Source organism: Micromonospora sp. CA-269861 (genome assembly GCF_050948505.1).
In the GTDB taxonomy this organism is placed as follows: domain Bacteria; phylum Actinomycetota; class Actinomycetes; order Mycobacteriales; family Micromonosporaceae; genus Micromonospora.
This window is the reverse complement of the sequence record NZ_CP192014.1, coordinates 3898645-3922911: the sequence shown is the minus strand read 5'-3', so window position 1 is coordinate 3922911 and position 24267 is coordinate 3898645. Positions and strand designations below refer to the sequence as shown.

Annotated in this window: 18 protein-coding genes; 8 read left to right on the top strand and 10 right to left on the bottom strand. The window is 69.6% G+C overall.

Going from position 1 to position 24267, the window contains the following annotated elements; translation table 11 throughout:
• Position 1: 1 nt before the first annotated feature.
• From ACQP0U_RS18125 to ACQP0U_RS18110, 4 genes are read right to left on the bottom strand one after another with little or no spacing between them, the layout of a single operon-like run.
• A complete protein-coding gene (locus ACQP0U_RS18125) occupies positions 2-868 on the bottom strand; it encodes an XdhC family protein (protein ID WP_433308539.1) in 867 nt (288 codons plus the stop codon).
• Positions 869-878: 10 nt separating this feature from the next.
• Positions 879-3269 (bottom strand): aerobic carbon-monoxide dehydrogenase large subunit, encoded by a 2391-nt coding sequence (locus tag ACQP0U_RS18120; protein WP_433308537.1) that lies wholly within the window; start codon positions 3267-3269, stop codon positions 879-881.
• Positions 3266-3814, bottom strand: a complete 549-nt coding sequence (locus tag ACQP0U_RS18115; RefSeq protein ID WP_433308535.1) for a (2Fe-2S)-binding protein — start codon at positions 3812-3814, stop codon at positions 3266-3268. The genes ACQP0U_RS18120 and ACQP0U_RS18115 overlap by 4 nt, the downstream gene beginning before the upstream one ends.
• A gap of 2 nt (positions 3815-3816) precedes the next feature.
• A complete protein-coding gene (locus tag ACQP0U_RS18110) occupies positions 3817-4689 on the bottom strand; it encodes an FAD binding domain-containing protein (protein ID WP_433308533.1) in 873 nt (290 codons plus the stop codon).
• Between the two features lie 118 nt (positions 4690-4807).
• Here ACQP0U_RS18110 and ACQP0U_RS18105 point away from each other — a divergent pair, with 118 nt between their 5' ends.
• The 7 genes from ACQP0U_RS18105 (at position 4808) to nrfD (ending at position 13516) form a co-directional block, all read left to right on the top strand.
• Positions 4808-5881, top strand: coding sequence for an XdhC family protein (locus ACQP0U_RS18105; protein WP_433308532.1), 1074 nt, complete (start codon positions 4808-4810; stop codon positions 5879-5881).
• A 39-nt stretch (positions 5882-5920) separates the two neighbouring features.
• On the top strand, positions 5921-6340 hold the full coding sequence (locus ACQP0U_RS18100) for an ASCH domain-containing protein (protein WP_433308530.1): 420 nt from the start codon (positions 5921-5923) through the stop codon (positions 6338-6340).
• 353 nt (positions 6341-6693) lie between these two features.
• Positions 6694-7182: a hypothetical protein gene (locus tag ACQP0U_RS18095; protein WP_433308528.1), complete on the top strand. Its 489-nt coding sequence runs from the start codon at positions 6694-6696 to the stop codon at positions 7180-7182.
• 106 nt (positions 7183-7288) lie between these two features.
• Positions 7289-8086, top strand: a complete 798-nt coding sequence (locus tag ACQP0U_RS18090; protein ID WP_433308526.1) for a PrsW family intramembrane metalloprotease — start codon at positions 7289-7291, stop codon at positions 8084-8086.
• Positions 8087-8231: 145 nt separating this feature from the next.
• On the top strand, positions 8232-11507 hold the full coding sequence (fdh, locus tag ACQP0U_RS18085) for a formate dehydrogenase (protein ID WP_433308524.1): 3276 nt from the start codon (positions 8232-8234) through the stop codon (positions 11505-11507).
• 3 nt (positions 11508-11510) lie between these two features.
• Positions 11511-12554: a 4Fe-4S dicluster domain-containing protein gene (locus ACQP0U_RS18080; protein WP_433308522.1), complete on the top strand. Its 1044-nt coding sequence runs from the start codon at positions 11511-11513 to the stop codon at positions 12552-12554.
• Complete coding sequence (gene nrfD, locus ACQP0U_RS18075) at positions 12551-13516, top strand: NrfD/PsrC family molybdoenzyme membrane anchor subunit (protein ID WP_433308520.1); 966 nt, start codon at positions 12551-12553, stop codon at positions 13514-13516. Before ACQP0U_RS18080 ends, nrfD begins: the two co-directional genes overlap by 4 nt.
• Positions 13517-13577: 61 nt before the next feature.
• On the opposite strand, the gene ACQP0U_RS18070 is transcribed toward nrfD, so the two are convergent.
• The 5 genes from ACQP0U_RS18070 to ACQP0U_RS18050 all read right to left on the bottom strand — a co-directional run bounded on the left by ACQP0U_RS18070 (position 13578) and on the right by ACQP0U_RS18050 (position 18881).
• Positions 13578-15137: an OFA family MFS transporter gene (locus ACQP0U_RS18070; RefSeq protein WP_433320934.1), complete on the bottom strand. Its 1560-nt coding sequence runs from the start codon at positions 15135-15137 to the stop codon at positions 13578-13580.
• Positions 15138-15381: 244 nt separating this feature from the next.
• Entirely contained in the window at positions 15382-16962 is a 1581-nt protein-coding gene (locus ACQP0U_RS18065) for an MDR family MFS transporter (protein WP_433308519.1), read from the bottom strand.
• A gap of 72 nt (positions 16963-17034) precedes the next feature.
• Entirely contained in the window at positions 17035-17655 is a 621-nt protein-coding gene (locus ACQP0U_RS18060; protein ID WP_433308517.1) for a TetR family transcriptional regulator, read from the bottom strand.
• A gap of 123 nt (positions 17656-17778) precedes the next feature.
• Positions 17779-18285 (bottom strand): VOC family protein, encoded by a 507-nt coding sequence (locus ACQP0U_RS18055; protein ID WP_433308515.1) that lies wholly within the window; start codon positions 18283-18285, stop codon positions 17779-17781.
• Between the two features lie 92 nt (positions 18286-18377).
• Positions 18378-18881 carry a winged helix-turn-helix domain-containing protein gene (locus ACQP0U_RS18050; protein WP_433308513.1) on the bottom strand — a complete coding sequence of 168 codons (504 nt, stop codon included), beginning with the start codon at positions 18879-18881 and terminating at the stop codon, positions 18378-18380.
• A 303-nt stretch (positions 18882-19184) separates the two neighbouring features.
• Between ACQP0U_RS18050 and ACQP0U_RS18045 the strand changes: the two genes are divergently transcribed.
• Entirely contained in the window at positions 19185-23567 is a 4383-nt protein-coding gene (locus tag ACQP0U_RS18045; RefSeq protein ID WP_433308511.1) for a S8 family serine peptidase, read from the top strand.
• A gap of 73 nt (positions 23568-23640) precedes the next feature.
• Here the strand turns inward: ACQP0U_RS18045 and ACQP0U_RS18040 are convergent, their stop codons facing one another.
• A complete protein-coding gene (locus ACQP0U_RS18040; protein ID WP_433308509.1) occupies positions 23641-24147 on the bottom strand; it encodes a winged helix-turn-helix domain-containing protein in 507 nt (168 codons plus the stop codon).
• Positions 24148-24267 lie beyond the last annotated feature (120 nt).

Here is a 24267-nt window from a genome sequence, read left to right as displayed (position 1 = left end):
GTCACGCAGCCGTGTAACTCGCGAGGCAACCGGCGCAGCAGAACCAGAAGTCCTGACCGTCGACGCGCGCGTGCGGGGTCTCCGCCCCGACCAGCACGGTCATCCCGCACACCGGGTCGACTGCCTGCTGCGGTCGGGCAGCCGACGCGCCGGCGGCCGGCGCCAACCCGTCCACCCGGATGGCCCGGACCACCTCACCCATGATCGCCAGAGCGATCTCGGCCGGCGTACGCGCGCCGATGTCCAGCCCGGCCGGGGTGTGGACGCGGGCGCGTTCGGCGTCGGTCAGGCCCAACTCGTCGAGCAGGGCCGTGCCGCGCCTGCCGCTGGCAACCAGCGCGATGAACCCCACGCCGTCGTCGAGCGCCGCCCGGATCGCCTCCTGTTCGCCCCTGCCCAACCCGGCCACCACTGCCGCGGTGCAGCCGATGGTGTCGTCGGCCGCGACGACGTCGAAGTCGAGGAACGCGGCCAGCGTCGCCACTGCGGCGCTGATCGGGGTGTCACCGACCACGCGCACTGCCGGTGCCGGCAGCATCGGTCGGAGGAACACCTCGATCGCGCCACCGGAGTGGCACGGGTTGACCACCACCCGCGCCCCCGGGGTGTCCGGGAACGGGGTCGCGCCCTCCGGCAGCACCCGCAGCAGCAGGGCGGTGCCGTCGCGCAGGGTGTCCAGCGCGGCGGCCCGCACCGAACTCTCCGCGCACACCCCGCCCACGAAGCCCTCGATCGAGCCGTCGAACCGGATCACCGCGTCGTCGCCCGGTCGGGCCGACGTCGGGTCCTGCGCGCGGACCACTGTGGCGTGGACGAACGGCTCCCGGGTGTCGGTCAGCTCCCGGACGCGCTCCGCGATGGTCGTCATCTCGGCTCCCTCAGACCGGCGGCCGGGCCTGGCCGCGCATCGCGTCCCAGACCCGCGACGGCGTCAGCGGCATGTCGGCGTGTCGGACGCCGAAGGGCTTCAGGGCGTCGATGACCGCGTTGACGATCGCGGGCGGCGAACCCACCGTCGCCGATTCGCCGACGCCCTTCGCGCCGATCGGGTGGTGCGGTGACGGCGTGACGGTGAAGCCGGTCTCCCAGTCGGGCACCTCCAGCGACGTCGGGATCAGATAGTCCATCAGGGACGCGCCGAGGCAGTTGCCGTCCTCGTCGAACGCGATCATCTCCATCAGCGCCATGCCGACCCCGTCGGTCAGCCCGCCGTGCACCTGCCCCTCGATGATCATCGGGTTGATCCGGGTGCCGCAGTCGTCGACCGCGATGAACCGTCGCACCGTCACCTGCGCCGTGCCGGGATCGATGTCCACCACGCAGATGTACGCGCCGTGCGGGTAGGTCAGGTTCGACGGGTTGTAGCAGATCTGCGCCTCCAGGCCACCCTCAATGCCCTCGGGCAGGTCGCCCGCGCCGTGCGCACGCAGGGCGATGTCCTGGATCGTGACGGACCGGCCCGGGTCGCCGGCGACGTGGAACGCGCCCTTCTCCCACTCCAGGTCGGCAACCGACACCTCGAGCATCCCCGAGGCGATGATCCGGGCCTTGTCGCGGACCTTCCGGGCCACCAGGGCCGCCGCCGCGCCCGAGACGGGCGTCGAGCGGCTGCCGTACGTGCCGAGGCCGAACGGGGTGTTGTCGGTGTCGCCGTGCAGCACCTCGATGTCCGCCGGCGGGATCCCGATCTCCTCGGCGACGATCTGCGCGAACGTCGTCTCGTGCCCCTGACCCTGCGACTGCACGCTGAGGCGTACCACTGCCTTTCCGGTCGGATGGACACGCAGCTCGCAGCCGTCCGCCATGCCCAGCCCGAGAATGTCCATGTTCTTGCGCGGCCCGGCGCCGACGGCCTCGGTGAAGAACGCGATGCCGATGCCCATCAGCTCACCCCGGGCCCGCTTCTCGGCCTGCTCGCGGCGCAACTCGTCGTAGCCGGCCATCTCCATCGCCAGCCGCATCGTCGGCTCGTAGTTGCCCGAGTCGTACACCCAACCGGTCTTCGTCGTGTACGGGAACTGCTCCGGCTGGATGAAGTTCTTCAACCGCAGCTCAGCCGGGTCCATGCCGAGTTCGTCGGCGAGGCAGTCGACGATCCGCTCGACCAGGTAGACCGCCTCGGTGATCCGGAACGAGCAGGCGTACGCGACGCCACCGGGCGCCTTGTTGGTGTAGACCGCCGTCATCCTGCAGTACGCGGCCTCGATGTCGTAGCTGCCGGTGAAGACCCCGAAGAAACCGGCCGGGTACTTCACCGGGGCGGCGGTGCCGTTGAACGCGCCATGATCGGCCAGCACGTTGGTGCGGATGCCGAGGATCCGGCCGTCGCGGGTCGCGGCGATCTCCCCCCGCATGATGTAGTCGCGGGCGAACCCCGTGCTGATCAGGTTCTCCGAGCGGTCCTCCATCCACTTCACCGGCTTGCCGGTGACGATCGAGGCGACGATCGCGCACACGTACCCGGGGTAGATCGGCACCTTGTTGCCGAAACCGCCGCCGATGTCCGGCGAGATCACCTGGATCTTGTGCTCGGGCAGGCCCGCCACGATGGCGTAGAGGGTGCGGTGCGCGTGCGGGGCCTGGGTGGTCGACCAGAGCCGCAGCTTGCCGTCGACCGCGTCGTAGTCGGCGACCGCCCCGCACGTCTCCATTGGCGCCGGGTGTACCCGGGGGTAGACGAGATCCTGGCTGACCACGACGTCGGCGCGGGCGAAGACCGCCTCGGTGGCGGCCTCGTCGCCGGTCTCCCAGTCGAAGCAGTGGTTGTTCGTCTTGCCGTCCAGGTCGTCGCGGATCAGCGGGGCGTCCGGCTCCAACGCCCGCCGCGCGTCGATCACCGGGTCGAGGACGTCGTACTCGACGTCGATCAGCTCCAGCGCGTCGCGCGCCGCGTACCGGTCCTCGGCGACGACGAACGCCACCTCCTGGCCCTGGAAACGGACCTTGTCGGTGGCGAGCACGGCCTGCACGTCGTTGGAGAGCGTCGGCATCCAGGCCAGGTTCTGCTGTGCCAGCGCGGCCCCGGTCACCACCGCCCTCACCCCGGGCGACGCCTCGGCGGCGCTCGTGTCGATGCTGACGATCCGGGCGTGCGCCACGGGCGACCGGAGGATCGCGAGGTGCAGCATGCCGGGCAGTTGGACGTCGTCGACGTACCGGCCGCGCCCACGCAGGAACCTCGGGTCCTCCTTGCGCAGCATCCTCCCGTACCCGACGGGCTTCTGGTCGTTGTCGTGGAACGTGTCCACGCGCTCGTGCACAGTGGTCATGCGACAGCCTCCGCGGGCTGACCGGCGTTGTCGATCTCGCCGGCCTCTGTCGATTCGGTGGTCTCGGTGACCTGGGCCCCGGCCTGCGCCTCGGCCACGGCGGCCCAGCGGACCGAGCGCACGATGGTGGCGTAGCCGGTGCACCTGCAGATCTGACCCGAGATCGCCTCCCGGATCTCCGTCTCGCTCGGGTCCGGGTTGCGATCGAGCAGCGCCCGCGCGGTCATCATCATCCCCGGCGTGCAGAAGCCGCACTGCAGTCCGTGGCACTGCATGAACCCCTGCTGGATCGGGTCCAGTTCGGTGCCCTTGGCGAGACCCTCGACGGTACGCACCTGATGGCCGCCGGCCATCGCGGCGAGCACCGTGCACGACTTCACCGGCTCGCCGTCCAGCCAGACCACGCAGGTGCCGCAGTTGCTGGTGTCGCAGCCCCAGTGTGTGCCGGTCAAACCCAGCACGTCCCGCAGGAAGTGCACCAGCAGCAGCCGGGCCTCGATCTCCCGGGTGACCTCGACGTCGTTGACGGTCATGGTGACCTGCATGCTCAGCTCCTCGCCCGTTCGACGGCCCGGCGCAGGGTCCGTTGGGTCAGCTCGGCGGCCAGATGCCGCTTGTAGTCCGCGCTGCCGCGCTGGTCGGTCACCGGGTCGCAGTTGTCCGCAGCGATCGCCCCGGCCTGCTCGTAGAGACTTTCCGAGGGTTCCTGCCCGCGCAGCGCCGCGGAGATCGCCGGGATGCCCGTCGTGTTGGGGCCCACCGCCGCGAGCCCGACCCGGGCGTCGACGATCGCGCCGCCGTCGAGCCACACCGCCGCGCCCGCCGACACCACTGCCCAGTCGCCGGCCCGGCGTTCGACCTTGGCGTACGCGCTGCCGCAGCCGGGTCGCACCGGTAACCGGATCTCGACCAGGATCTCGTCGTCCGCGACGGCCGTCTCGTACGGCCCGACGTGGAACTCCTCCATCGACACGACCCGTTCCGCGCCGCCCGGACCACGGATCACGCACCGCGCGTCAAGCGTCGTGCAGACCGCCGACAGATCCTCGGACGGGTCGGCCTGGCACAGCGAGCCGCCCAGCGTGCCCCGGTTGCGCACCACCGGATCGGCGATCACCCGTTCGGCGTCGGCGAAGATCGGGAACGCCGCCGCCAGCACCGGCGACTCGAGTAGCTCCCGATGTCGGGTCAGCGCACCGATGCGGACCTCGTCGGGGCCCGCCTCGACGTAGCCCAGCTCGGCGTGCAGGTCGTTGATGTCGATCAGATAGTCGAAGTTGGCCAGCCGGAGCTTCATCATCGGCAGCAGGCTGTGCCCGCCGGCGATCAGGCGGGCCGTCCCGCCCAGCCGCTCCAGCAGGCTGATCGCATGGTCCACACTGGTGGCTCGCTCGTACTCGAACGGTGCCGGCACCTGCATGTCGCACCTCCGCAGTCCGGCAAAATCTCTGCCCGACGGTGGCCAAAGTCAACGGCGACCTAAGCAACTGCTTAGGTCGCCGTTGACGGTGCCGCCGGGGCTCCCGGATCGTGCGACCATGCGGGACATCGTCGACGGGCTGGCCGGCTGGCGTGCTGCGGGCGTCGCGTTCGCCGTCGCGACCGTCGCGCGCACCTGGCAGTCCGCGCCCCGGCAACCCGGCGCGGCGATGGCCGTCTCGGCGCACGGCGACGTGGTGGGCAGCATCTCGGGCGGCTGCGTTGAGGGCGCCGTCTACGAACTCTGCCGGAGTGCGGTGCAGAGCGGCACGGCCCACACCCAGACCTTCGGCGTCAGTGACGACGACGCGTTGGACGTCGGCCTCACCTGCGGCGGCACCATCCAGGTCCTGGTCCAGCCGAGCGTCGCGATGACCGAGTTCGACGAGGTCCTCGCCGCGATCCGCGACGGCCGCCCGGTCGCCACCGCATCGGTAGAGAACGCCCAACTGGTGATCTGGGCCGACCGGGTCGCGGGCAGCCTCGGCGCACCCGACCTGGACGACGCGGTGTCCCGGCAGGCGACCGGAATGCTCGCCCTCGGCGTCACCGGCACGATCCACCTGGGCCGGCAGGGGCAGCAGCGCGGCGACGAGGTGGCCGTGTTCGTCCAGTCGTACGTGCCACCTCCCCGGATGATCATCTTCGGTGCGATCGACTTCGCCGCCGCGATGGCCCGGATCGGCACGTTCCTCGGCTACCACGTCACGGTCTGCGACGCCCGCCCGTTGTTCGCCACCCGCGCGCGTTTCCCGGACGTCGACGACCTCGTGGTCCGGTGGCCGCACGTGTACCTGGAGTCGACGACAGTCGACGACCGCACCGTGCTCTGCGTCCTCACCCACGACCCCAAGTTCGACGTGCCGCTGCTCCAGGTCGCCCTCGACACGCCCGCCCGTTACATCGGTGCGATGGGCAGCCGGCGTGCGCACGACGATCGGATGCGCCGGCTGCGCGAGGCGGGCGTCCCGGAGCGCGCGCTGGCGCGCCTCCGCTCGCCGATCGGGCTGGACCTGGGGGCGCGGACACCGGAGGAGACGGCAGTGGCGATCGCCGCCGAGATCACCGCCCAGACCTGGGGTGGCTCGGGTCGCCCGCTCAGCGACCTGGCCACCCCGATCCACCACACCTGACCGACCTGGCACCTCCGACCATCCGGGTACCCTCCGCGGATGGACCTCGATGATCTTCCACTCGCCGAGTTCGCGTTCCCGGGGCTACTGCGGGACAAGCTCGTGGGCGCGATCCTGTCCGGGGCGAAAACCTCGACGACCGGCCTGCTGATCGGTTACGAGTGCGCCAACGAGCCACTGCCCGAGGCGGGTCAACTGTCCGCCGTGGTGGACTCCGCCGGCCGGCGGGTCGCGGCCATCGAGCTGACCGAGGTACGGGTGATCCGGCTCGCCGACGTCGACCTGCCACATGCGGTGGCCGAGGGGGAGGGCGACGAGTCGGTGGCCCAGTGGCGTGCGGGGCACGAGTCGTTCTGGCACAGCGCCGAGGTGCGCGACGAGCTGGGCGACCCCGACTTCACAGTGGACGACGACACCCTGGTCGTGACCGAGCGCTTCCGGCTGGTGCACGTCGTCTGAGTGTCACGCGGCCCACCCGCGCCCTGGATGACCGGCTGCGGAGTGCGGGATCGCCATGTCGATCGGTGGCAGCTCAGAAGGGCACGGCTCGGCGTGTCGAACCGCTGAGCTACCAACGATCAAGCAACGAGCGTCGCCTACAGCAGCGCGAGCTGGCCCTCGACCTCATCTGTGTGCGGCTCCCGTAACTGCCAGAGCCGGACCACCCCGCCTGCGGCCTCGTCTATCTGGTAGTCGTCGGAGTCGCCGAATTCCGGAATGTCGTCGTGACGGCACTGACCCCGCGATGTCGGTCGGGGTCTGCGCTCGGAAAGGCCGTTCTGATTCGACTGGAGGTGGCTTAACCTCGGCTCGTGGATGACGGACTCCTTCGCCGACTCCGGGCCGAACAGGCCCGAGCGCTGCTCGACGACGCCGACCCGCACCACGCGGTGATGCTGGCCTGCGACCTGTTGATCGCCGGCGTCACCGGTGACGCCGTGGTGGCGCTCGCAGCGGAGTCAGCTCGGACACTGCCGGCGCATGACGCCAGCCGGCGCCTGGCGGCAGTCGTTGCCGAACTCGGGCTTCCGGAGCCGGACCTGCCAACCGCAGTGGCGTTGATCGCGGCCGACACCTGCGAGCGGATCCTCGACGGAAGCATCCCGGCCGAGGTGGGAACACACCGTCTCTACGTTGTCGGAGATGAGGGCAGCCGACTGGACGACCTGCTCCCGGCGGTCGCCGCCCTGGCCAGGCATCTTGAGGACGACCTCGGTGGGCGGTCCGACGACGACCTGCGCACCCGGCTCGCCGCGCTGGCGCGGACCATCCTGAACAGGCTGGCCAAAGATCCAGCTTGAGGCCGCGACTGTCGGCTTGCGCGGCTTCCGGCACGCACGTGCGGAGTAGTCAGGATCGCGGTGCCGGGGCTGGTCTTCGTAACCTTGGTCCGCCAGACTGCGCGGTATGCGTGATCGCTGGCGCCGGTGGGCGTGGGTCGTGGTGCTCGTTGTCGGGCTGATCCTTTACATGGCGGTGCTGCGAACCCTGGTCAGCACCAAGAATCCGAACTTCGTGCCGGCGTTGATCCTGCTCGGGGCGACACTGGTGCCGTTGACGTTCCTGACGTTCGCGCAGGCCCGTACCGGTCGGTGGCAGGTGCCGGCATCGGTGTTGGTGACGTCGGCGTTCTTCGGCGGTGTGATCGGCACGGTGGTCGCCGGGACCCTGGAGTACGACACCCTGCGCGGCCTCGGCACCCTGCCGATGGTGTTCGTGGCGCTGATCGAGGAGTCGGCGAAGCTGATCGTCCCGGTGGTGCTGCTGTTCACCGTGGTGGCTCAGCATCGGCGTCGGGTGCCCTCGGACGGGTTGATCATCGGTGTCGCGGCCGGCATGGGTTTCGCCGCGTTGGAGACGATGGGCTACGCGTTCAGCGCGCTGCTGAGTTCGCAGGGCAACATCGGTGCGGTGGAGCAGACGCTCTTCATCCGGGGTCTGACGGCGCCCGCCGGTCACACCGCCTGGACGGGGCTGACCGCCGGTGCGCTCTGGGCGTTGTTGGCGAGCCCCAGCGTCCGCCGGCTGGTCGGGTTCATCGGCACGTTCGTGGGTGTCGTCGTCCTGCACACGCTCTGGGACACGTTCTCCGGCTCCCTGGTCTTCGTCGTGGTGGCGATCATCAGCATCGGCTGGTTGTTCTGGGAGCTGCACCGCTACCGGACCTTCAATGATCACCCCGTCGGCCAGTTGCCACCGCGCTGACCATCGCCGTACTCCATGCCTCTTCCGGCCTGCACGAAAGGCCGGGGGGAGGCATGACTGTTGGTGATCCCGCTGCGACCGGGCCGGCACCTCATCTACCGTCAGAGTGTTCATATTTGGCGGGATTGGTCGGGAAGGTGCGGCGATGGGGGTGCGGAGCTGGTTCGAGGGTTGGCCGGTCTACCGCCAGCTCACCGGCACCGACCCGCTGGGCCGGGGCGCTGCGGCGAAGTCTGACGGGTCCCGCGCGCTCACCGCCCGCACCGATGCCGCCGATTCGGTGGCCCGGTCGGTCTGCCCGTACTGCGCTGTGGGTTGCGGCCAGCGGGTGTTCGTGAAGGACGGGCAGGTCAGTCAGATCGAGGGTGATCCGGACAGCCCGATCTCGCGGGGTCGGCTCTGCCCGAAGGGCTCGGCGAGCAAGAGCCTGGTCACCAGCCCGTTGCGGCAGACCACGGTCCGCTACCGCCGGCCGTACGGCACCGAGTGGGAGGACCTCGACCTCGACACGGCACTGAACATGATCGCCGATCGGGTCTTGGCCGCCCGGGACGAGACCTGGGAGGACGTCGACGCCGAGGGCCGACCGCTCAACCGGACGCTGGGTATCTCCAGTCTGGGTGGGGCGACGCTGGACAACGAGGAGAACTACCTCATCAAGAAGTTGTTCACCGCGATGGGGGCGCTCCAGATCGAGAACCAGGCCCGTATTTGACACTCCTCCACCGTCCCCGGTCTGGGGACCAGCTTCGGCCGTGGCGGCGCCACCCAGTACCAGCAGGACCTGTCGAACTCCGACGTCATCGTCATCCAGGGTTCGAACATGGCCGAGGCACACCCGGTGGGTTTCCAGTGGGTGATGGAGGCCAAGCGCCGGGGCGCGAAGGTCTTCCACGTCGACCCGCGGTTCACCCGTACCAGCGCGCTCGCTGACTCGTACCTGCCGATCCGGGCGGGCACCGACATCGCGCTGCTCGGCGGGGTGATCCGCTACATCCTCGACAACGAGCTGGACTTCCGGGAGTACGTCGTCGCCTACACCAACGCCGCGACCATCGTGACCGAGGAGTACGCCGACACCGAGGACATGCACGGCCTCTTCTCCGGCTTCAACGACGACAACGCCACCTACGACCAGGCCAGTTGGCGCTACGAGGGCCACCCACAGAGCCAGACGACCCGCGACAGCGAGACGCAGCGGGAGACGGCGGCCGGGCTGGAGAACGAGTCGCACGGCGCGCCCGTCGGCGGCGAGACCGAACGTGACGAGACGTTGCAGCACCCGCGCTGCGTCTACCAGATCCTCAAGCGGCACTTCGCCCGCTACACCCCGGAGATGGTGGAACGGGTCTGCGGCATCCCGCAGGAGAAGTTCCTCGAACTGGCCCAGGCGTGGACGGAGAACTCCGGCCGGGACCGGACCGGCATGCTCGTCTACTCGGTGGGCTGGACGCAGCACAGCGTGGGGGTGCAGTACATCCGTACTGGCGCGATCATCCAGCTCCTGCTGGGCAACGTGGGCCGCCCGGGTGGCGGGGTGATGGCGCTGCGCGGGCACGCCAGCATCCAGGGGTCCACCGACATTCCGACGCTGTTCAACCTGCTTCCGGGCTACCTGCCGATGCCCCACCACGCCGAGCACCCGACCCTCAAGAAGTGGGTGGACAGTATCGCGCACCCCGGGCAGAAGGGCTTCTGGGGCAACGCCCGCACCTACGGCGTCAACCTGCTCAAGGCGTACTGGGGCGACGCCGCCACCGCCGAGAACGACTACTGCTACGGCTACATGCCCCGAATGACCGGCGACCACGGCACCTACCAGCAGGTGCTCGACATGATCGACGGGAAGATCAAGGGGTACTTCCTGCTCGGTCAGAACCCGGCAATCGGCTCCGCGCACGGCCGCGCGCAGCGGCTCGGCATGGCGAACCTCGACTGGTTGGTGGTCCGGGACCTGTTCATGATCGAGAGTGCCACCTTCTGGAAGAACGCGCCGGAGATCGAGACCGGCGAGATCATGCCCGAGGAGTGCCGCACCGAGGTGTTCTTCCTGCCTGCCGCGTCGCACGTGGAGAAGGAGGGGACCTTCACCCAGACGCAACGCCTGTTGCAGTGGCGGGAGAAGGCCGTCGAGCCGCCGGCCGACGCCCGCTCCGAGCTGTGGTTCTTCTATCACCTCGGACGCGTCATCCGGGAACGGCTCGCGTCGTCGACCGCGCCGCGCGACCGGGCGCTGCTCGACCTCACCTGGGACTACCCGACGCACGGTCCGCACGCGGAGCCGAGCGCCGAGGCGGTGCTGCGCGAGATCAACGGGTACGACGTGGCCACCGGCCGCCCGCTGTCGTCGTTCACCGAGATGAAGGACGACGGCTCCACCGTCGGCGGCTGCTGGATCTACACCGGGGTGTACGCCGACGGCGTCAACCAGGCGGCCCGCCGCAAACCCGGTTCAGAGCAGTCCCTGGTGGCGCCCGAGTGGGGTTGGGCATGGCCGGCGAACCGGCGCATCCTCTACAACCGCGCGTCCGCGGACCCGGACGGCAACCCGTGGAGTGAGCGCAAACGCTACGTCTGGTGGGACGCGGACAAGAGCGAGTGGACCGGCTACGACGTGCCGGACTTCGAAAAGACCAAACCGCCGTCCTACCGACCGGAACGCGACGCCTCCGGCGTGGCGGGCATCGCCGGCGACGATCCGTTCATCCTTCAGGGCGACGGCAAAGGCTGGCTGTACGCGCCCACCGGTGTGCTCGACGGCCCGATGCCCACCCACTACGAGCCGGTCGAGTCGCCGGTGCGCAACCCGCTCTACCGACAGCAGGCCAACCCGACCCGCAAGGTCTACACCCACCCGATCAACACGCTCAACCCGAGCCCGCCGGAACCGTACAGCCAGGTGTTCCCGTACGTGTTCACTGTCAGCCGGCTCACCGAGCACCACACCGCAGGTGGGATGAGCCGGACCGTGTCGCCGCTGGCGGAGCTGCAACCGGAGATGTTCGTCGAGGTGTCACCGGAGCTGGCGGCCGAACGCGGGCTCGATCATCTGGGCTGGGCGCACCTGGTGACCGCCCGCGCGGCGATCGAGGCGCGGGTGCTGGTCACCGACCGGCTCACCCCGTTGCGGGTGGACAACCGGATCATCCACCAGGTGTGGTTGCCGTACCACTTCGGTTTCGAGGGTCTGGTGACCGGTGACTCGGCCAACGACCTGTTCGGCATCAGCCTGGACCCGAACGTCCTGATCCAGGAGAGCAAGGTCGGCACCTGCGACATCCGGCCCGGACGCCGCCCCAGGGGACTGGAGCTGCAGGAACTCGTCATCGACTACCGGCGGCGGTCCGGGGATCTCAGCCCGCACTACCCACCGCAGGTCACGACCGACTCCGCCGACAGCGGCCCGGACCAGGAGGTCTGACCCATGCCCCACGCCAACGCCCTGTACGGCCCGCTCGACCCGGCGCCCGACGCCGGTTACGAGGACGCGCCGCCGAGGATGGGGTTCTTCACCGACACCAGCGTGTGTATCGGTTGTAAGGCCTGTGAGGTGGCCTGCAAGGAGTGGAACGGTGTGCCGGAGAGTGGTCTGGACCTGCTCGGCATGTCGTACGACAACACCGGGGCGTTGACCGCGAACTCGTGGCGACACGTCGCGTTCATCGAGCAGCCCCGCCGGGCTGGCCTGGCGACCCCGGCGTTCGAGGAAAACCCGGACGGGCCGGCGATCAGCCCGGTGACCGCGGCGATGGGCGCGCGCACCCACGCCGACACCGGCACCGACCCCGGCCTGCCCCCGGGCTCGCCCGCTGCGGCGGCCCGGATGTCGGCCGGCCCGGAGTTCCTGGGGATGCCGGGAGCGCAGCCGCCGGGGCGGGGGTCCGGTGCGGAGGGTCGTACTGATTTTCGGTGGTTGATGATGTCGGATGTCTGTAAGCACTGCACGCATGCGGCGTGTCTGGATGTGTGTCCGACGGGTTCGTTGTTCCGGACGGAGTTCGGCACTGTGGTGGTGCAGGAGGACATCTGCAATGGGTGTGGGTACTGCATTTCGGCGTGTCCGTACGGGGTGATTGATCAGCGTAAGGATGATGGTCGGGCGTGGAAGTGCACGTTGTGTTACGACCGGTTGGGTGCGGGGATGACGCCGGCGTGTGCGCAGGCGTGCCCGACCGAGTCGATCCAGTACGGGCCCCTCGACGAACTGCGGGAGCGGGCTGCGACCCGGGTGGCGACCTTGCGGGGGCGGGGGGTCTCCGAGGCGCGTCTGTACGGGCACGATCCGAACGACGGCGTGGGTGGTGATGGGGCGTTCTTCCTGCTCCTTGACGAGCCGGAGGTGTACGGGCTGCCGCCCGACCCGATCGTGACCACCCGCGACCTGCCGGCCATGTGGAAACACGCAGGCCTCGCCGCGTTGGCGATGACCGCCGCCACTGTGGTCGCGTTCCTGGGCAGGCGGTCATGACCCGCGGCGGCGAGCAGCTCACCGTGCCGGCGGCCGACTTCGCCTCCTACTACGGCCGGCCGATCCTCAAGCCGCCGGTGTGGAAGCGCGACATCGCCGGCTACCTGTTCACCGGGGGTCTCGCCGCCGGGGGAGCGTTGATCGGTGCCGGCGCCCAGCTGACCGGCCGGCCCGGTCTGCGCCAGGTGGGACGGTGGACGGCCCTGGGCGGTGTCACCGTCAGCGCGTACCTGCTGGTGCACGACCTCGGCCGTCCGGACCGGTTCCACCACATGCTCCGGATCGCCAAGCTGACCTCGCCGATGTCGGTCGGCACCTGGATCCTCACCGCGTTCGGCCCGGCCGCCGGTGTGGCCGCTGTCGCCGAGCTGGCGCCGCGGCTCCCCGAGCACGGTGTTCTCGGCCTCGCCCGCCGGCTGGCGCCACCCGTCGGCGACATCGCCGGCCTGGCCGCCGCTGCCGCTGCCCCGGCGCTGGCCACGTACACCGGGGTGCTGCTCGCCGACACCGCCGTACCTGCCTGGCACGAGGCGTACCCCTATCTGCCGTTCGTCTTCGGTGGCAGCGCGCTCGCGGCCGCCACCGGGGTCGGCCTCATCGCGGCGCCCGCCGCCCAGGCCGCTCCGCTGCGGCGACTCGCCGTCGTCGCGGCGACCATCAAGTACCTCGGTGGTCGCCGGATGGAGCGGTTGGGCCTGATCGGTGAGCCCTACCGGCAGGGTCGCAGCGGTCGTCTGGTCCGTGCTGGCGACGTGCTGCTCGGCGTGGGCACCGTCGCCGCGCTGTTCAGCCGCCGCAGCCGGATCCTGTCCGCGATCTCCGGCGCTGCCCTCGTGGCATCGTCGGTCGCCACCCGGTTCGGCGTCTTCGAGGCGGGAGGAGTGTCGGCACGCGATCCGAAGTACACGGTCGTGCCACAACGGGAGCGGCTCGACGAGAGTCGGTCGACGACCCGGCCCTGAGCGGATCGGCGAAACGGAAGACGCCCCTTCAAGGAGCGCCTTCCGTCGCTGGCGCGACACGTCAGCCGGTGAACAGCTTCGCGGCGGTGATGGCGGTCTGGACGATGCCGTACCCGAGTAGCACCGCGACCAGCAGCCACGACAACCAGAGCCGCCCGGTCTGACTACCGACGCGCGGCGGCGCGGGCGGCTGGCTGTCCCGCCCGAGAGCGACGGGATCGGTGACGGTGGCCTTCGCCACGGGCGAGGTCGGACCTCGGTTCGGTTCGTGGAACCGCTCGGGCACGGAACGGACCAGCAGGTTCGCGATGAACCCGATGGCGAGGATGCCGACCATGGTGAACAGCGCGGGCCGGTACGCCGCAGCGGTGAGGGTGCCGGGCTTGCCCTGCGTGTCGAGGATCCCGTTGACGATCAGCGGGCCGGCGACACCCGCGGCCGACCAGGCGGTCAGGATGCGGCCGTGGATGGCCCCGACCTGGAAGGTGCCGAACAGGTCACGCAGGTAGGCGGGCATGGTCGCGAAGCCACCGCCGTAGAAGGAGATGATCGCTGCGGCGATCAGCACGAAGACCGCGGTCGCGGAATGGCCGGCCACGGCGAGCAGGACGTACAGCACCATGCCGACGCCGAGGTAGACCATGTAGATGGGCTTGCGGCCGATGAGGTCGGACGTTGTCGACCAGACGAACCGCCCAGCCATGTTGAACAGCGACAGCACCCCAACGAACCCGGCCGCCGCCGTCACCGAGACCGTGGTGGTGGTCCCGTTGTCCCGGAAGAAGTCCTGGATCATCGGGCTTGCCTGTTCCAGGATGCCGATGCCCGCGGTGACGTTGCAGAACAGCACGATCCACAGCAACCAGAACGACCGGGTACGCACGGCGTTCGACGCGGACACGCTCGCTGTTGTCACCAGAGGTCGGGCGGCGACACTCGCGGGGTCGAAACCGGCGGGGCGCCAGTCCGGCGCCGGAACCCGGACGTTGAACGGGCCGAACATCATGATCACGAAATAGCCGATGCCGAACGTGACGAAGAGCGCCACGAGGGCGGATCCCGATGCGATGGCGGCGGGGTTGTCGGGGTTGTAGCCGGAGTCGTAGAGGGAGAGCAGTTGGCGCGCGAGCGGGCCGGCGACCAGGGCGCCACCGCCGAACCCCATGATGGCCAGCCCGGTGGCGAGGCCGGGGCGGTCCGGGAACCACTTGATCAGTGTGGAGACGGGCGAGATGTAGCCGATGCCGAGCCCGATGCCGCCGATGACGCCGTATCCGAGGTAGAGGAGCCAGAGTTGTTGGGTCGCGATGCCGAGCGCGCCGACCAGGAACCCGACGGCCCAGAAGCAGGCCGAGGCGAACATCGCCCGGCGTGGTCCGTTCCGCTCCACCCACCGGCCACCCACCGCCGCGGACGAACCCAGCACGACGATGGCGATACTGAAGATCGCTCCGATCGCCGTCTGGCTGGCGTCGAAGTGCGCGATGAGGGAGTTCTTGTAGACACTCGTCGCGTAGACCTGGCCGATGCAGACGTGCACGGCCAGTGCCGCGGTCGGGATCAGCCAGCGGCTGTAGCCCGGGGGAGCGACCGTGTGCCGGGGATCGAAGACCGACAGCATGGGCATCGTCCACACCTCCTGCGGCTGAGTAGGCCGCGACGCTACCGAGCTGTCCGACCCGGTAGTTGGCCGAGCGGCGCCGCCGCAGTGGCGGCCCGGCGCACGTCTGGCGTCAGCCGTTCACCGGCTCAATCTCACGTTACGTGGCGACGGGTTCACACTTTGTCGTTACCGAGAAACGCGGGTAGGCGCACAACGGGGGGCGGGCCAACCGGCCCGCCCCCCGTTTGTGCTGGCGTACGGCTCAGTGAATCGCGACCTTTGCGGCCGCCTCCTCCTGGGCGCGTCGTTCGTCCCCGCTGAGGGTGTGCAGCGGCTTCTCCTTGATGAACAGCACGACGATCAGTGCGAGCAGCGCGATCGGCGCGCCGACCAGGAAGAGGTCCGCGGTGGCGATGCCGTACACGTCCTGCACGATGCGCAGCACCGGCTCGGGCAGGGTGGACAGGTCGGGCACCTCGGCGGAGCCGCCTCCGGCGGTCGCCGCCGGGCCGAGCCGGTCGGTCGTCAGCGAGGTCACCCGACTTGCCAGGACCGCGCCGAGGGCGCTGACTCCGATCGCGCCACCCATGCTGCGGAAGAACGTCAGCACTGAGGTGGTGGCACCGAGTTCGTGGGCCGGCACGTCGTTCTGCGCGGCGAGCACGAGGTTCTGCATGAGCATGCCGACGCCGACGCCCAGCACAGCCATGTAGATCGACAGCACGACGACGCTGGTGTTGGCGTCGATGGTGCCCAGCAGCACCATCCCGACGGTCATCACCGCTGCGCCGGCCACCAGGTACGCCTTCCAACGGCCGTACTTCGTGATGAGCTGACCGGCCACCGTCGACGAGACGAGCAGACCGAAGATCATCGGAAGGCTCATCAGGCCCGCCACGGTGGGCGACTTGCCCAGCGAGATCTGGAAGTACTGGGACAGGAAGACGGTGCCGCCGAACATCGCGACACCGACCAGCACGCTGGCGACCGTGGCCAGGGAGACCGTGCGGTTGCGGAAGATGCTGAGCGGGACGATCGGCTCCGCCGCCCGCGACTCGACGACCACGGCCAGCGCCAGCAGAACCAGACCGCCGATGACCATCAGGGCCGTCCAGCCGGAGGCCCAGTCGAACTTGTTGCCGGCCAGGGACGACCAGATCAGCAGCGTGGAGACGCCCGAGGTGATGAGCAGAGCGCCCAGCCAGTCGATCTTCGCCTTGCGGCGGACGACCGGCAGGTGCAGGGTGCGCTGGAGCAGGGCGATGGAGATGATGCTGAACGGAACGCCGATCAGGAAACACCACCGCCAGCCCAGCCACGACGTGTCGACGAGCAGGCCGCCGATCAGCGGGCCGGCGATGGTGCCCACGCCGAAGACCGCGCCGAAGATGCCCGCGTAGCGGCCCAGCTCACGCGGCGGGATCATCGCCGCCATGACGATCGTGGCCAGCGCCGTCATGCCGCCGGCGCCGATGCCCTGGACGACCCGGCTGAGCAGCAGCACCTCGACGTTCGGCGTGAAGCCCGCGATGAGTGAACCCACCACGAACAGTCCCAGCGACAACTGGATCAGCAACTTCTTGCTGTACAGGTCGGCCATCTTGCCCCACAGCGGCACCGTCGCCGTCATGGCGAGCAGTTCGGTGGTGACGATCCAGGTGTAGACGGTCTGGCTGCCGTTCAGGTCCGCGATGATCCGCGGCAGCGCGTTCGCCACCACCGTGGAGGCGAGGATGGACACGAACATGCCGACCATCAGGCCGGAAAGGGCCTGGAGAACCTCCCGACGCGACATGCGCGTGCCGACGTCGGCGGTGTCGGCGGGCGGGACGGTGGTGGTCATTGACGCTCCCTTGTCGGGTCTGTAGCGGGGTGCTGGCCCCGGCGCTGATGCGGCGGGGCGGGGATTTGCGGGTCAGGAGGGGGACGGCGGATCCGGCAGGCCGGCGGCGATCGCGGCGAACGCCTCGTCGACGAAGTCGTGCAGGGGCCGGGCGTCGTCGTCGGCGGCCCAGCGCAGCATCGCGGTGCGGAAGGCGGCACCGGTAACAGCGATGACCAGCGGTGGGTGGCCGTGGTCGAGGCCGACGCCGAGGCGGGTGGCGACGACCGCGACCATGGCCTGCTCGGTCGCGCTGTTGCCGGCCACCAGCCGGGGCAACAGCGCGGGGTTCTGGGCGATGACCGTCAGCCGCAGCCGCCACAGTTCCCGGTCGGCCTGGATCGAGTCGATCGACTCGTCGAGGGCGACCCGCACGGCCTGCAACGCTGACACCTGCGCGGGGACGGCCGCCAGTCGCGCCACGACCGGGTTGCCGTCGAGCGCCGGATCGTCGGTGAGCGCCTCGTCCTTGCAGGTGAAGTAATTGAAGAAGGTCCGGGAGGAGACGTCCGCGGCCTCGCTGATCTCCTCGACCGTGACGTGCTCCAGGCCGCGTTCCGCCACCAGCCGCAGCGCGGCGGCGGTCAGCGCGGCCCGCGTCTGCGCCTTCTTGCGGTCGCGACGCCCGGGCGCAGCTTGGTCGGTGTCGGTCACGCGGGCGAGGTTAGGAGCAATCTTGCACAGCCTGCAAGTTTTTAGAGTGTGAAGTGATTTTCCTGACCAGGAACGGCGTGGAGCGGGCCGAATCCGACCCGGCCCCACGCCGCCCGTGTTGGCTCACTCGCTGCGGGCGAAGCCGCCCTTCGGCGAGATGATCTCCAGGTTCGTCCCGTCCGGGTCGTTGAAGTACGCGACCTCGGTACCGAGCGCCGCCGCCGGCTCCACCTCGCCGGACGCGAACGTGTACGGCTGACCGAGGAACTCGAACCCGGCCTCGCTCATCCGGTCGTAGACCGCGCGCACGTCGTCCACGTGGAAGCACAGGTGCATCGTGCCGGGCCGGTTGGCCGCCACCTGGGCGGCGTCACCGACCGGCTCCTGGAACTGGATCAGGTCGATCCCGAGGTTGTCGAGGTTGAACGTGGCGTACCGCAGCTTCGTCGTCGGCAATCCCTGCGACTGCGCGAACCCGGCGCCGTGCATGCTTTCGTCCCGGACGACCGGTTCCGCGCCGAGCAGGGCCTGGTAGAACGCGACCGAGCGGTCCAGGTCACTCACCGCGATCCCGACGTGCGCGGCCTTCTTCAGCCCGATGGACACGGTCGAGGGGTTGGGGAATGCCATGCTGACTCTCCTTACCAGCGTTCTTCGTCGCCTGTGTTGGTGCTGATCTTCAGGTCCTACCCCGGCCGAGATCAGTTCATGCGACGTTGCTGTCAGGCCCGTTCGACCCGCACCTGCTGGTGGTCGGTCAGCCGCAGCCCCACACCGCGAACGACATCGATGGCGGCCCCGGTGCCCAGCTCGTGCAGCTTGCGGCGCAGCCGCTTCACCAGCGACTGCACGTCCGCCTTGCGTTCGCGCCCCTCGTCACCCCAGACCGACCGGTGCAGCTCGGCGTAGCTCCACACCCGGACCGGCTCGGTGATCAGGCAGGTCAGCAGGTCGTGTTCCAGGCGGGTGAGGTCGATCTCGCGTTCACCGCAGCGGGCGGTGGAGCGGGCCGAGTCGATCACCAGAGCGGCGACCGGCGCCGGTTCGGACGGGGCGGCGACCTGCTGCGGAGCGGCGATCAGCCGGCGCAGCTCGTCGAGGTCGGCGACCAGCAGCAGCGGTGCGATGCCGTCGAGAAGCTCCGCGAGCCGGATGCGCTCGGCCGGCGACGGGGTCACCGCGATCAGCAGTGGGAACGGCTCGCCGGCCGAATCACCCCTGTTCACCGTTGCCTCGTCCTCGGCCACCGCACCACCCGGGATCGATGGGCATCCCTGCCCAACTCTCGTCACGGTCCTGACAATGATTGGCAAGCGCGCCGCCAGCCAGGGCAACTCTTAGCGACAAGTTGCTCACGGCAAGTTCTTGATCGTCCGTTCTTCTCGATCATAGTGTCCACTCGGGCAACCGGCGTGACCCGCGCGGTGCATGGGGGAGGTCCACCATGGCCCATTACACCCTGGGTCGTTCTGAGGGAGGCAGCACCGATGTTCAGACGTCCACAATGGCGGCGCGCAGCCAGATCACTGGTGAGCGCCGGTGCGGCGACGGTCCTCGTCGCGACATGCTTGGCCACGATCGGCTCGGGCGCGCAGGCCGCGCCGGGCGGTGCGATGGGGGCGGGCGCCCCGAGCGGGGACAAGATCCGACCGGAGCTCGCCAAGCAGCTCCAGGCCAAGAGTGAAGGGGACTTCTGGATCCGGTTCAAGGACCGGGCCGACCTGAGCAAGGCCAGCGCCATCAAGGACTGGTCGAAGCGTGGAACGGCAGTGGCGGACGCGTTGCGCAAGACCGCCGCGGACAGCCAGGGCAAGATCCGGGCCGACCTCGACAGCTCGGGTACCAAGTACCAGACCTTCTGGGCCACCAACGCCATCAAGGTGAACAGCGGCTCGCTGGCGATGGCGCAGAAGTTCGCCGGGCACTCGGAGGTCGAGGGCCTCTACGCCCCGGTCGTGTACAAGGTGCCGGAGACGATCAAGGGCTCCGACGAGAAGACAGTGAACGCCCTGGAGTGGGGCGTCGCCAACATCAACGCCGACGACGTCTGGTCCCAGTACGGCGTCAAGGGCGAGGGCATCACCATCGCGAACATCGACACCGGTGTGCAGTTCAACCACCCGGCGCTGGTGAACTCCTACCGGGGCAACAACGGCGACGGGACGTTCGACCACAACTACAACTGGTTCAACGCCGCGGAAGCCACCGGGGCCTGCGCGACCGCCCCCTGCGACGGCGATGGCCACGGTACGCACACCATGGGCACCATGGCCGGCTCCGACGGCGCCAACCAGATCGGTGTCGCCCCCGGGGTCAAGTGGATCGCGGCGAACGGGTGCTGCCCCAGTGACGCCGCTCTGGTCGAATCCGGTCAGTGGATGCTCGAGCCGCTGGACCTCAACGGTCAGAACGCGGACGCGAGCAAGCGACCCAACATCATCAACAACTCGTGGGGCACCCGGGACCCGTCCAACGAGCCGTTCATGGAGGACGTGACGGACGCCTGGGCCGCGTCCGGGATCTTCGGCACCTGGTCCAACGGCAACAGCGGGCCGGCCTGCCAGACCAGTGGCTCGCCGGGCAGCCTGGCCAGCAACTACTCGACCGGCGCGTACGACGTCAACAACAACGTGGCCGGCTTCTCCGCCCGCGGTGTCGGTCAGAACGGCGAGATCAAGCCCAACATCTCGGCACCGGGTGTGAACATCCGGTCGAGCATCCCGGGCAGCGCCTACGGCAGCATCAGCGGCACCTCGATGGCCGCACCGCACCTCGCGGGCGCGATCGCGCTGCTGTACTCGGCGGCGCCGTCGCTGGTCGGCGACGTCAACGCGACCCGCGCGCTGCTCAACGGCGCCGCGATCGACAAGGCCGACGACCAGTGCGGCGGCACCGCCGCCGACAACAACGTCTACGGCGAAGGCCGACTGGACGCCCTCGCGTTGCTCAACGCCGCCCCGACCGGCGACATCGGCACGCTGGCCGGCACGGTCACCGACGCGACCTCCGGCGCCCCGATCGCCGGCGCGACCCTGACGCTCACCGGCCCGTCCGAGCGTGAGCTGACCACCGGTGCCGACGGCAAGTTCTCGACCCAGCTCCCCACCGGCGACTACCAGGTCGCCGTCGCCGCGTTCGGGTACGGCAGCACCACCAGGACGGCAACGGTCGCCAAGGGCGCGACCACGACGCTCAACGTCGCCCTCACGGCGGTGCCGAGTGTCAACGTCACCGGCGCGGTCACCGACGGCTCCGGCCACGGCTGGCCGCTGTACGCGAAGGTGACAGTCACGGGTGTGTCAGGCGTCTACGACTACACCACCCCGTCGAACGGCCGCTACAGCATCAAGCTGCCGGCCGGGCAGACCTACACCCTGAAGTACGAGCCGCAGTACCCGGGCTACCAGACCGTCACCAAGCAGGTCGTGGTCGGCTCGGGCAACGCCACCGCCAACGTCGCCGTGCCGGTCGACAACACCGTGTGCACCACCGCGCCCGGATACACGTTCGGCTCCGACGGTGAGTACGAGACCTTCGACGCCACGACCACGCCGGCCGGGTGGACCGTCGTGGACAACGCGGGCAGCGGTCAGGTCTGGAAGTTCACCGACGACGGCGACCGGGGCAACCTGACCGGCGGCAGCGGCAACTTCGCGATGATCGACAGCGACGCCTACGGAGCGGGCACCAGCCAGGACACCTCCCTGGTCAGCCCGGTGGTCGACCTGACCAGCGTCACGGCCCCGGTCATCCGGTTCAACCAGGACTTCAACCAGCTCAACGACGACACCGCCGACGTCGACCTGAGCATCGACGGCGGTGCCACCTGGACCAACGTGCTCCGGCAGGAGACCGACGTCCGGGGACCGAAGCTGACCGAGATCCCGATCCCGCAGGCCGCCGGTAAGGCGCAGGTGCAGGTTCGCTTCCACTACTACGACGCTTCGTACGAGTGGTGGTGGGAGGTCGACAACGTGCTGATCGGCAGCCAGGTCACCTGCGTTCCGGTCGACGGCGGTCTGGTGGTCGGCAACGTCCGCGACAAGAACGACGACAGCTACGTCAACGGCGCGACCGTCACCAGCAAGGACCGGCCCGCCGAGAAGGCCGTCACCGTGGCGACCCCGGACGACCCGGGCCTGCCCGACGGCTTCTACTGGATCTACTCGTCGCTGACCGGCGAGCACCCGTTCACGGCGACCGCCGGCAACTACGTCAGCCAGACCAAGTCTGTCGACGTCGAGGCCGACTGGGCGACCACCGCGAACTTCCAGCTCGCGGCCGGTCGGCTGTCGGTGACGCCGACGCAGCTGAGCGCGACGCTCCAGATGCCCAACGGCAAGACCAGCAAGACGTTCACGGTGACCAACACCGGCGGCGCGCCGGTCGAGGTCAAGTTCGGCGAGCGGGACAACGGTTTCGAACTCCTGCGGGCGGACGGCTCCAAGGTCACCCGTCAGCAGGTGCTCGGGTCCAGCGGCGCGCCGGAGCAGCGGCTCACCGTACCGACGTCGTTCGCCGCCAAGGCGTCCGGCAAGGAGACCAAGGCCGCCGCCGCAGCGGCCGGTCCGCAGGCGGCGCCGTGGACCGACATCGCCAACTACCCGGCCACGATCATGGACAACCGGGTGGTGAACCTGGACGGCAAGGTGTATTCGCTCGGTGGTGGCGACGGTGAGGCCTCCACCACCAAGAACTACGCCTACGACCCGGCCGCGCAGACCTGGACGGCGATCGCCGACCTCCCCGGCGCGCGCAACGCCCTGACCGCGGGCGTGGTGAACGGCAAGATCATCGTCACCGGTGGCTGGGCCGACGCCGGCCCGGACTCCGCCACCTGGTCGTACGACCCGGGGGCCAACACCTGGACGGAGCTGGCCGACAACCCGGCACCGCGGGCCGCGGCCGGTCAGGCCGTCGTCGACGGCAAGCTGTACGCGGTCGGTGGCTGCACAACGGCGGCCTGCCTGCCGATGTCGAACAGCGTCGTCCGGTACGACCCCACCGGTGACAAGTGGGAGACGCTGGCCAACTACCCGAAGTCGGTGGCCTTCGCCTCCTGCGGCGGGATCGACGGCATCCTCTACTGCACCGGCGGCAACGACGGTTCCGTCGCGCAGAAGTCCACCTACGCCTTCGACCCGGGTGCCAACACGTGGACCGCCGTCGCCGACGCGCCGACCGACAACTGGGCCAGCTCGTACGCCGTCGCCAACGGCAAGCTCCTGGTCGTCGGTGGTTCGCAGGGTGGGGCCATCAGCAACGCCGGCTTCGCCTTCGACCCGGCCGCCGGTTCGTGGTCCAACCTGCCGAACGCCAACACCGCGCGGTACCGCGGCGGCGCGGCGTGCGGCTTCTACAAGATCGGTGGCTCGTCCGGCAGCTTCAACGCGGCTCCGGACAGCGAGGTGCTCCCGGGCTTCGAGGGGTGCGCCGAGTCGGCTGCCGACGTCAGCTGGATGACCATCGACAAGACGGCGGCCACCCTCGCGCCGGGTGCGAAGGTCACGGTCACCGTCGGTCTGACGGCGAACGTGGACCAGCCGGGCACCTACTCCGGCGGGGTCGCGATCTCCGAGAACACCCCGTACGCGGTGGCGCCGGTCGCGGTGACCATGACCGTGAACCCCCCGAAGACCTGGGGCAAGCTCATGGGTACGGTCACCGGCACCAGCTGCCAGGGTGCGACCTCGCCGCTCACCGGCGCGGTCGTGCAGGTCGACTCGTGGGCGGCGTCGTACACCTTCGCCACCGACGCCGAGGGCAAGTACGCCTACTGGGTGGACCGCCGCAACAACCCGCTCACGATGATCGTGGCCAAGGACGGCTGGAAGCCGCAGACCCGTCAGACCAGGATCGACACCGCCACTCCGACGGTGGAGAACTTCGCGTTGGCGCCCATCAAGTGCTGACGCCTGAGCGCTAGACGAAGAAGTCCGGCCCGCCTGGTCACCGACCGGGCGGGCCGGACCGCGTCCGGGGTGATCAGACGGGGGCGAGCCGGAAGCCGACGCCGCGCACCGAGTGGATCGTCGCCGCGGCGTTGAGCCTGGCGAGCTTGCCGCGCACCCGGCGGACCACCGAGTGCATGTCCGAGCCCCGGCCGAGGTGCCGGTTGCCCCAGACCTCAAGGTGCAGGCGCTCGTAGGTCCAGACCTGTCCGGGCGCGTGCACCAGGCAGAGCAGGACGTCGTGCTCCAACCGGGTCAGGTCGATCTCCTGGTCGCGCCACCGCAGCACCCGGCGGTCGGAGTCGACGGCCAGATCCGGTGGCGGTGGCTGCGGGCTCGGCGCGACCTCGGCGAGCGCCGCCCTGGTCGGGGGAGCCGGGGTGGGAGACGCCTCGACCACCCCGAGGAACTCTCGTGCCTGGTCGACTGTCGAGACGATCAGGAAGGCGTCACTGCCGCCGAGCAGCCGGGCCAGGTGTCGCCGCTCGGCCGGCGAGGATGCGATGCCGATGACCAGGCTGGCGACTGGAATTCCCTGCATGTGCCAACACCTTCCGGTTCCCCAACTCACTCCGGATGGATTTTTCGCGCCACCGACCGAAACATCGATCGGCGTCCTGACCCTAGTGGTGGCTGATCTCGGCTGGGTAAAACATAGTTG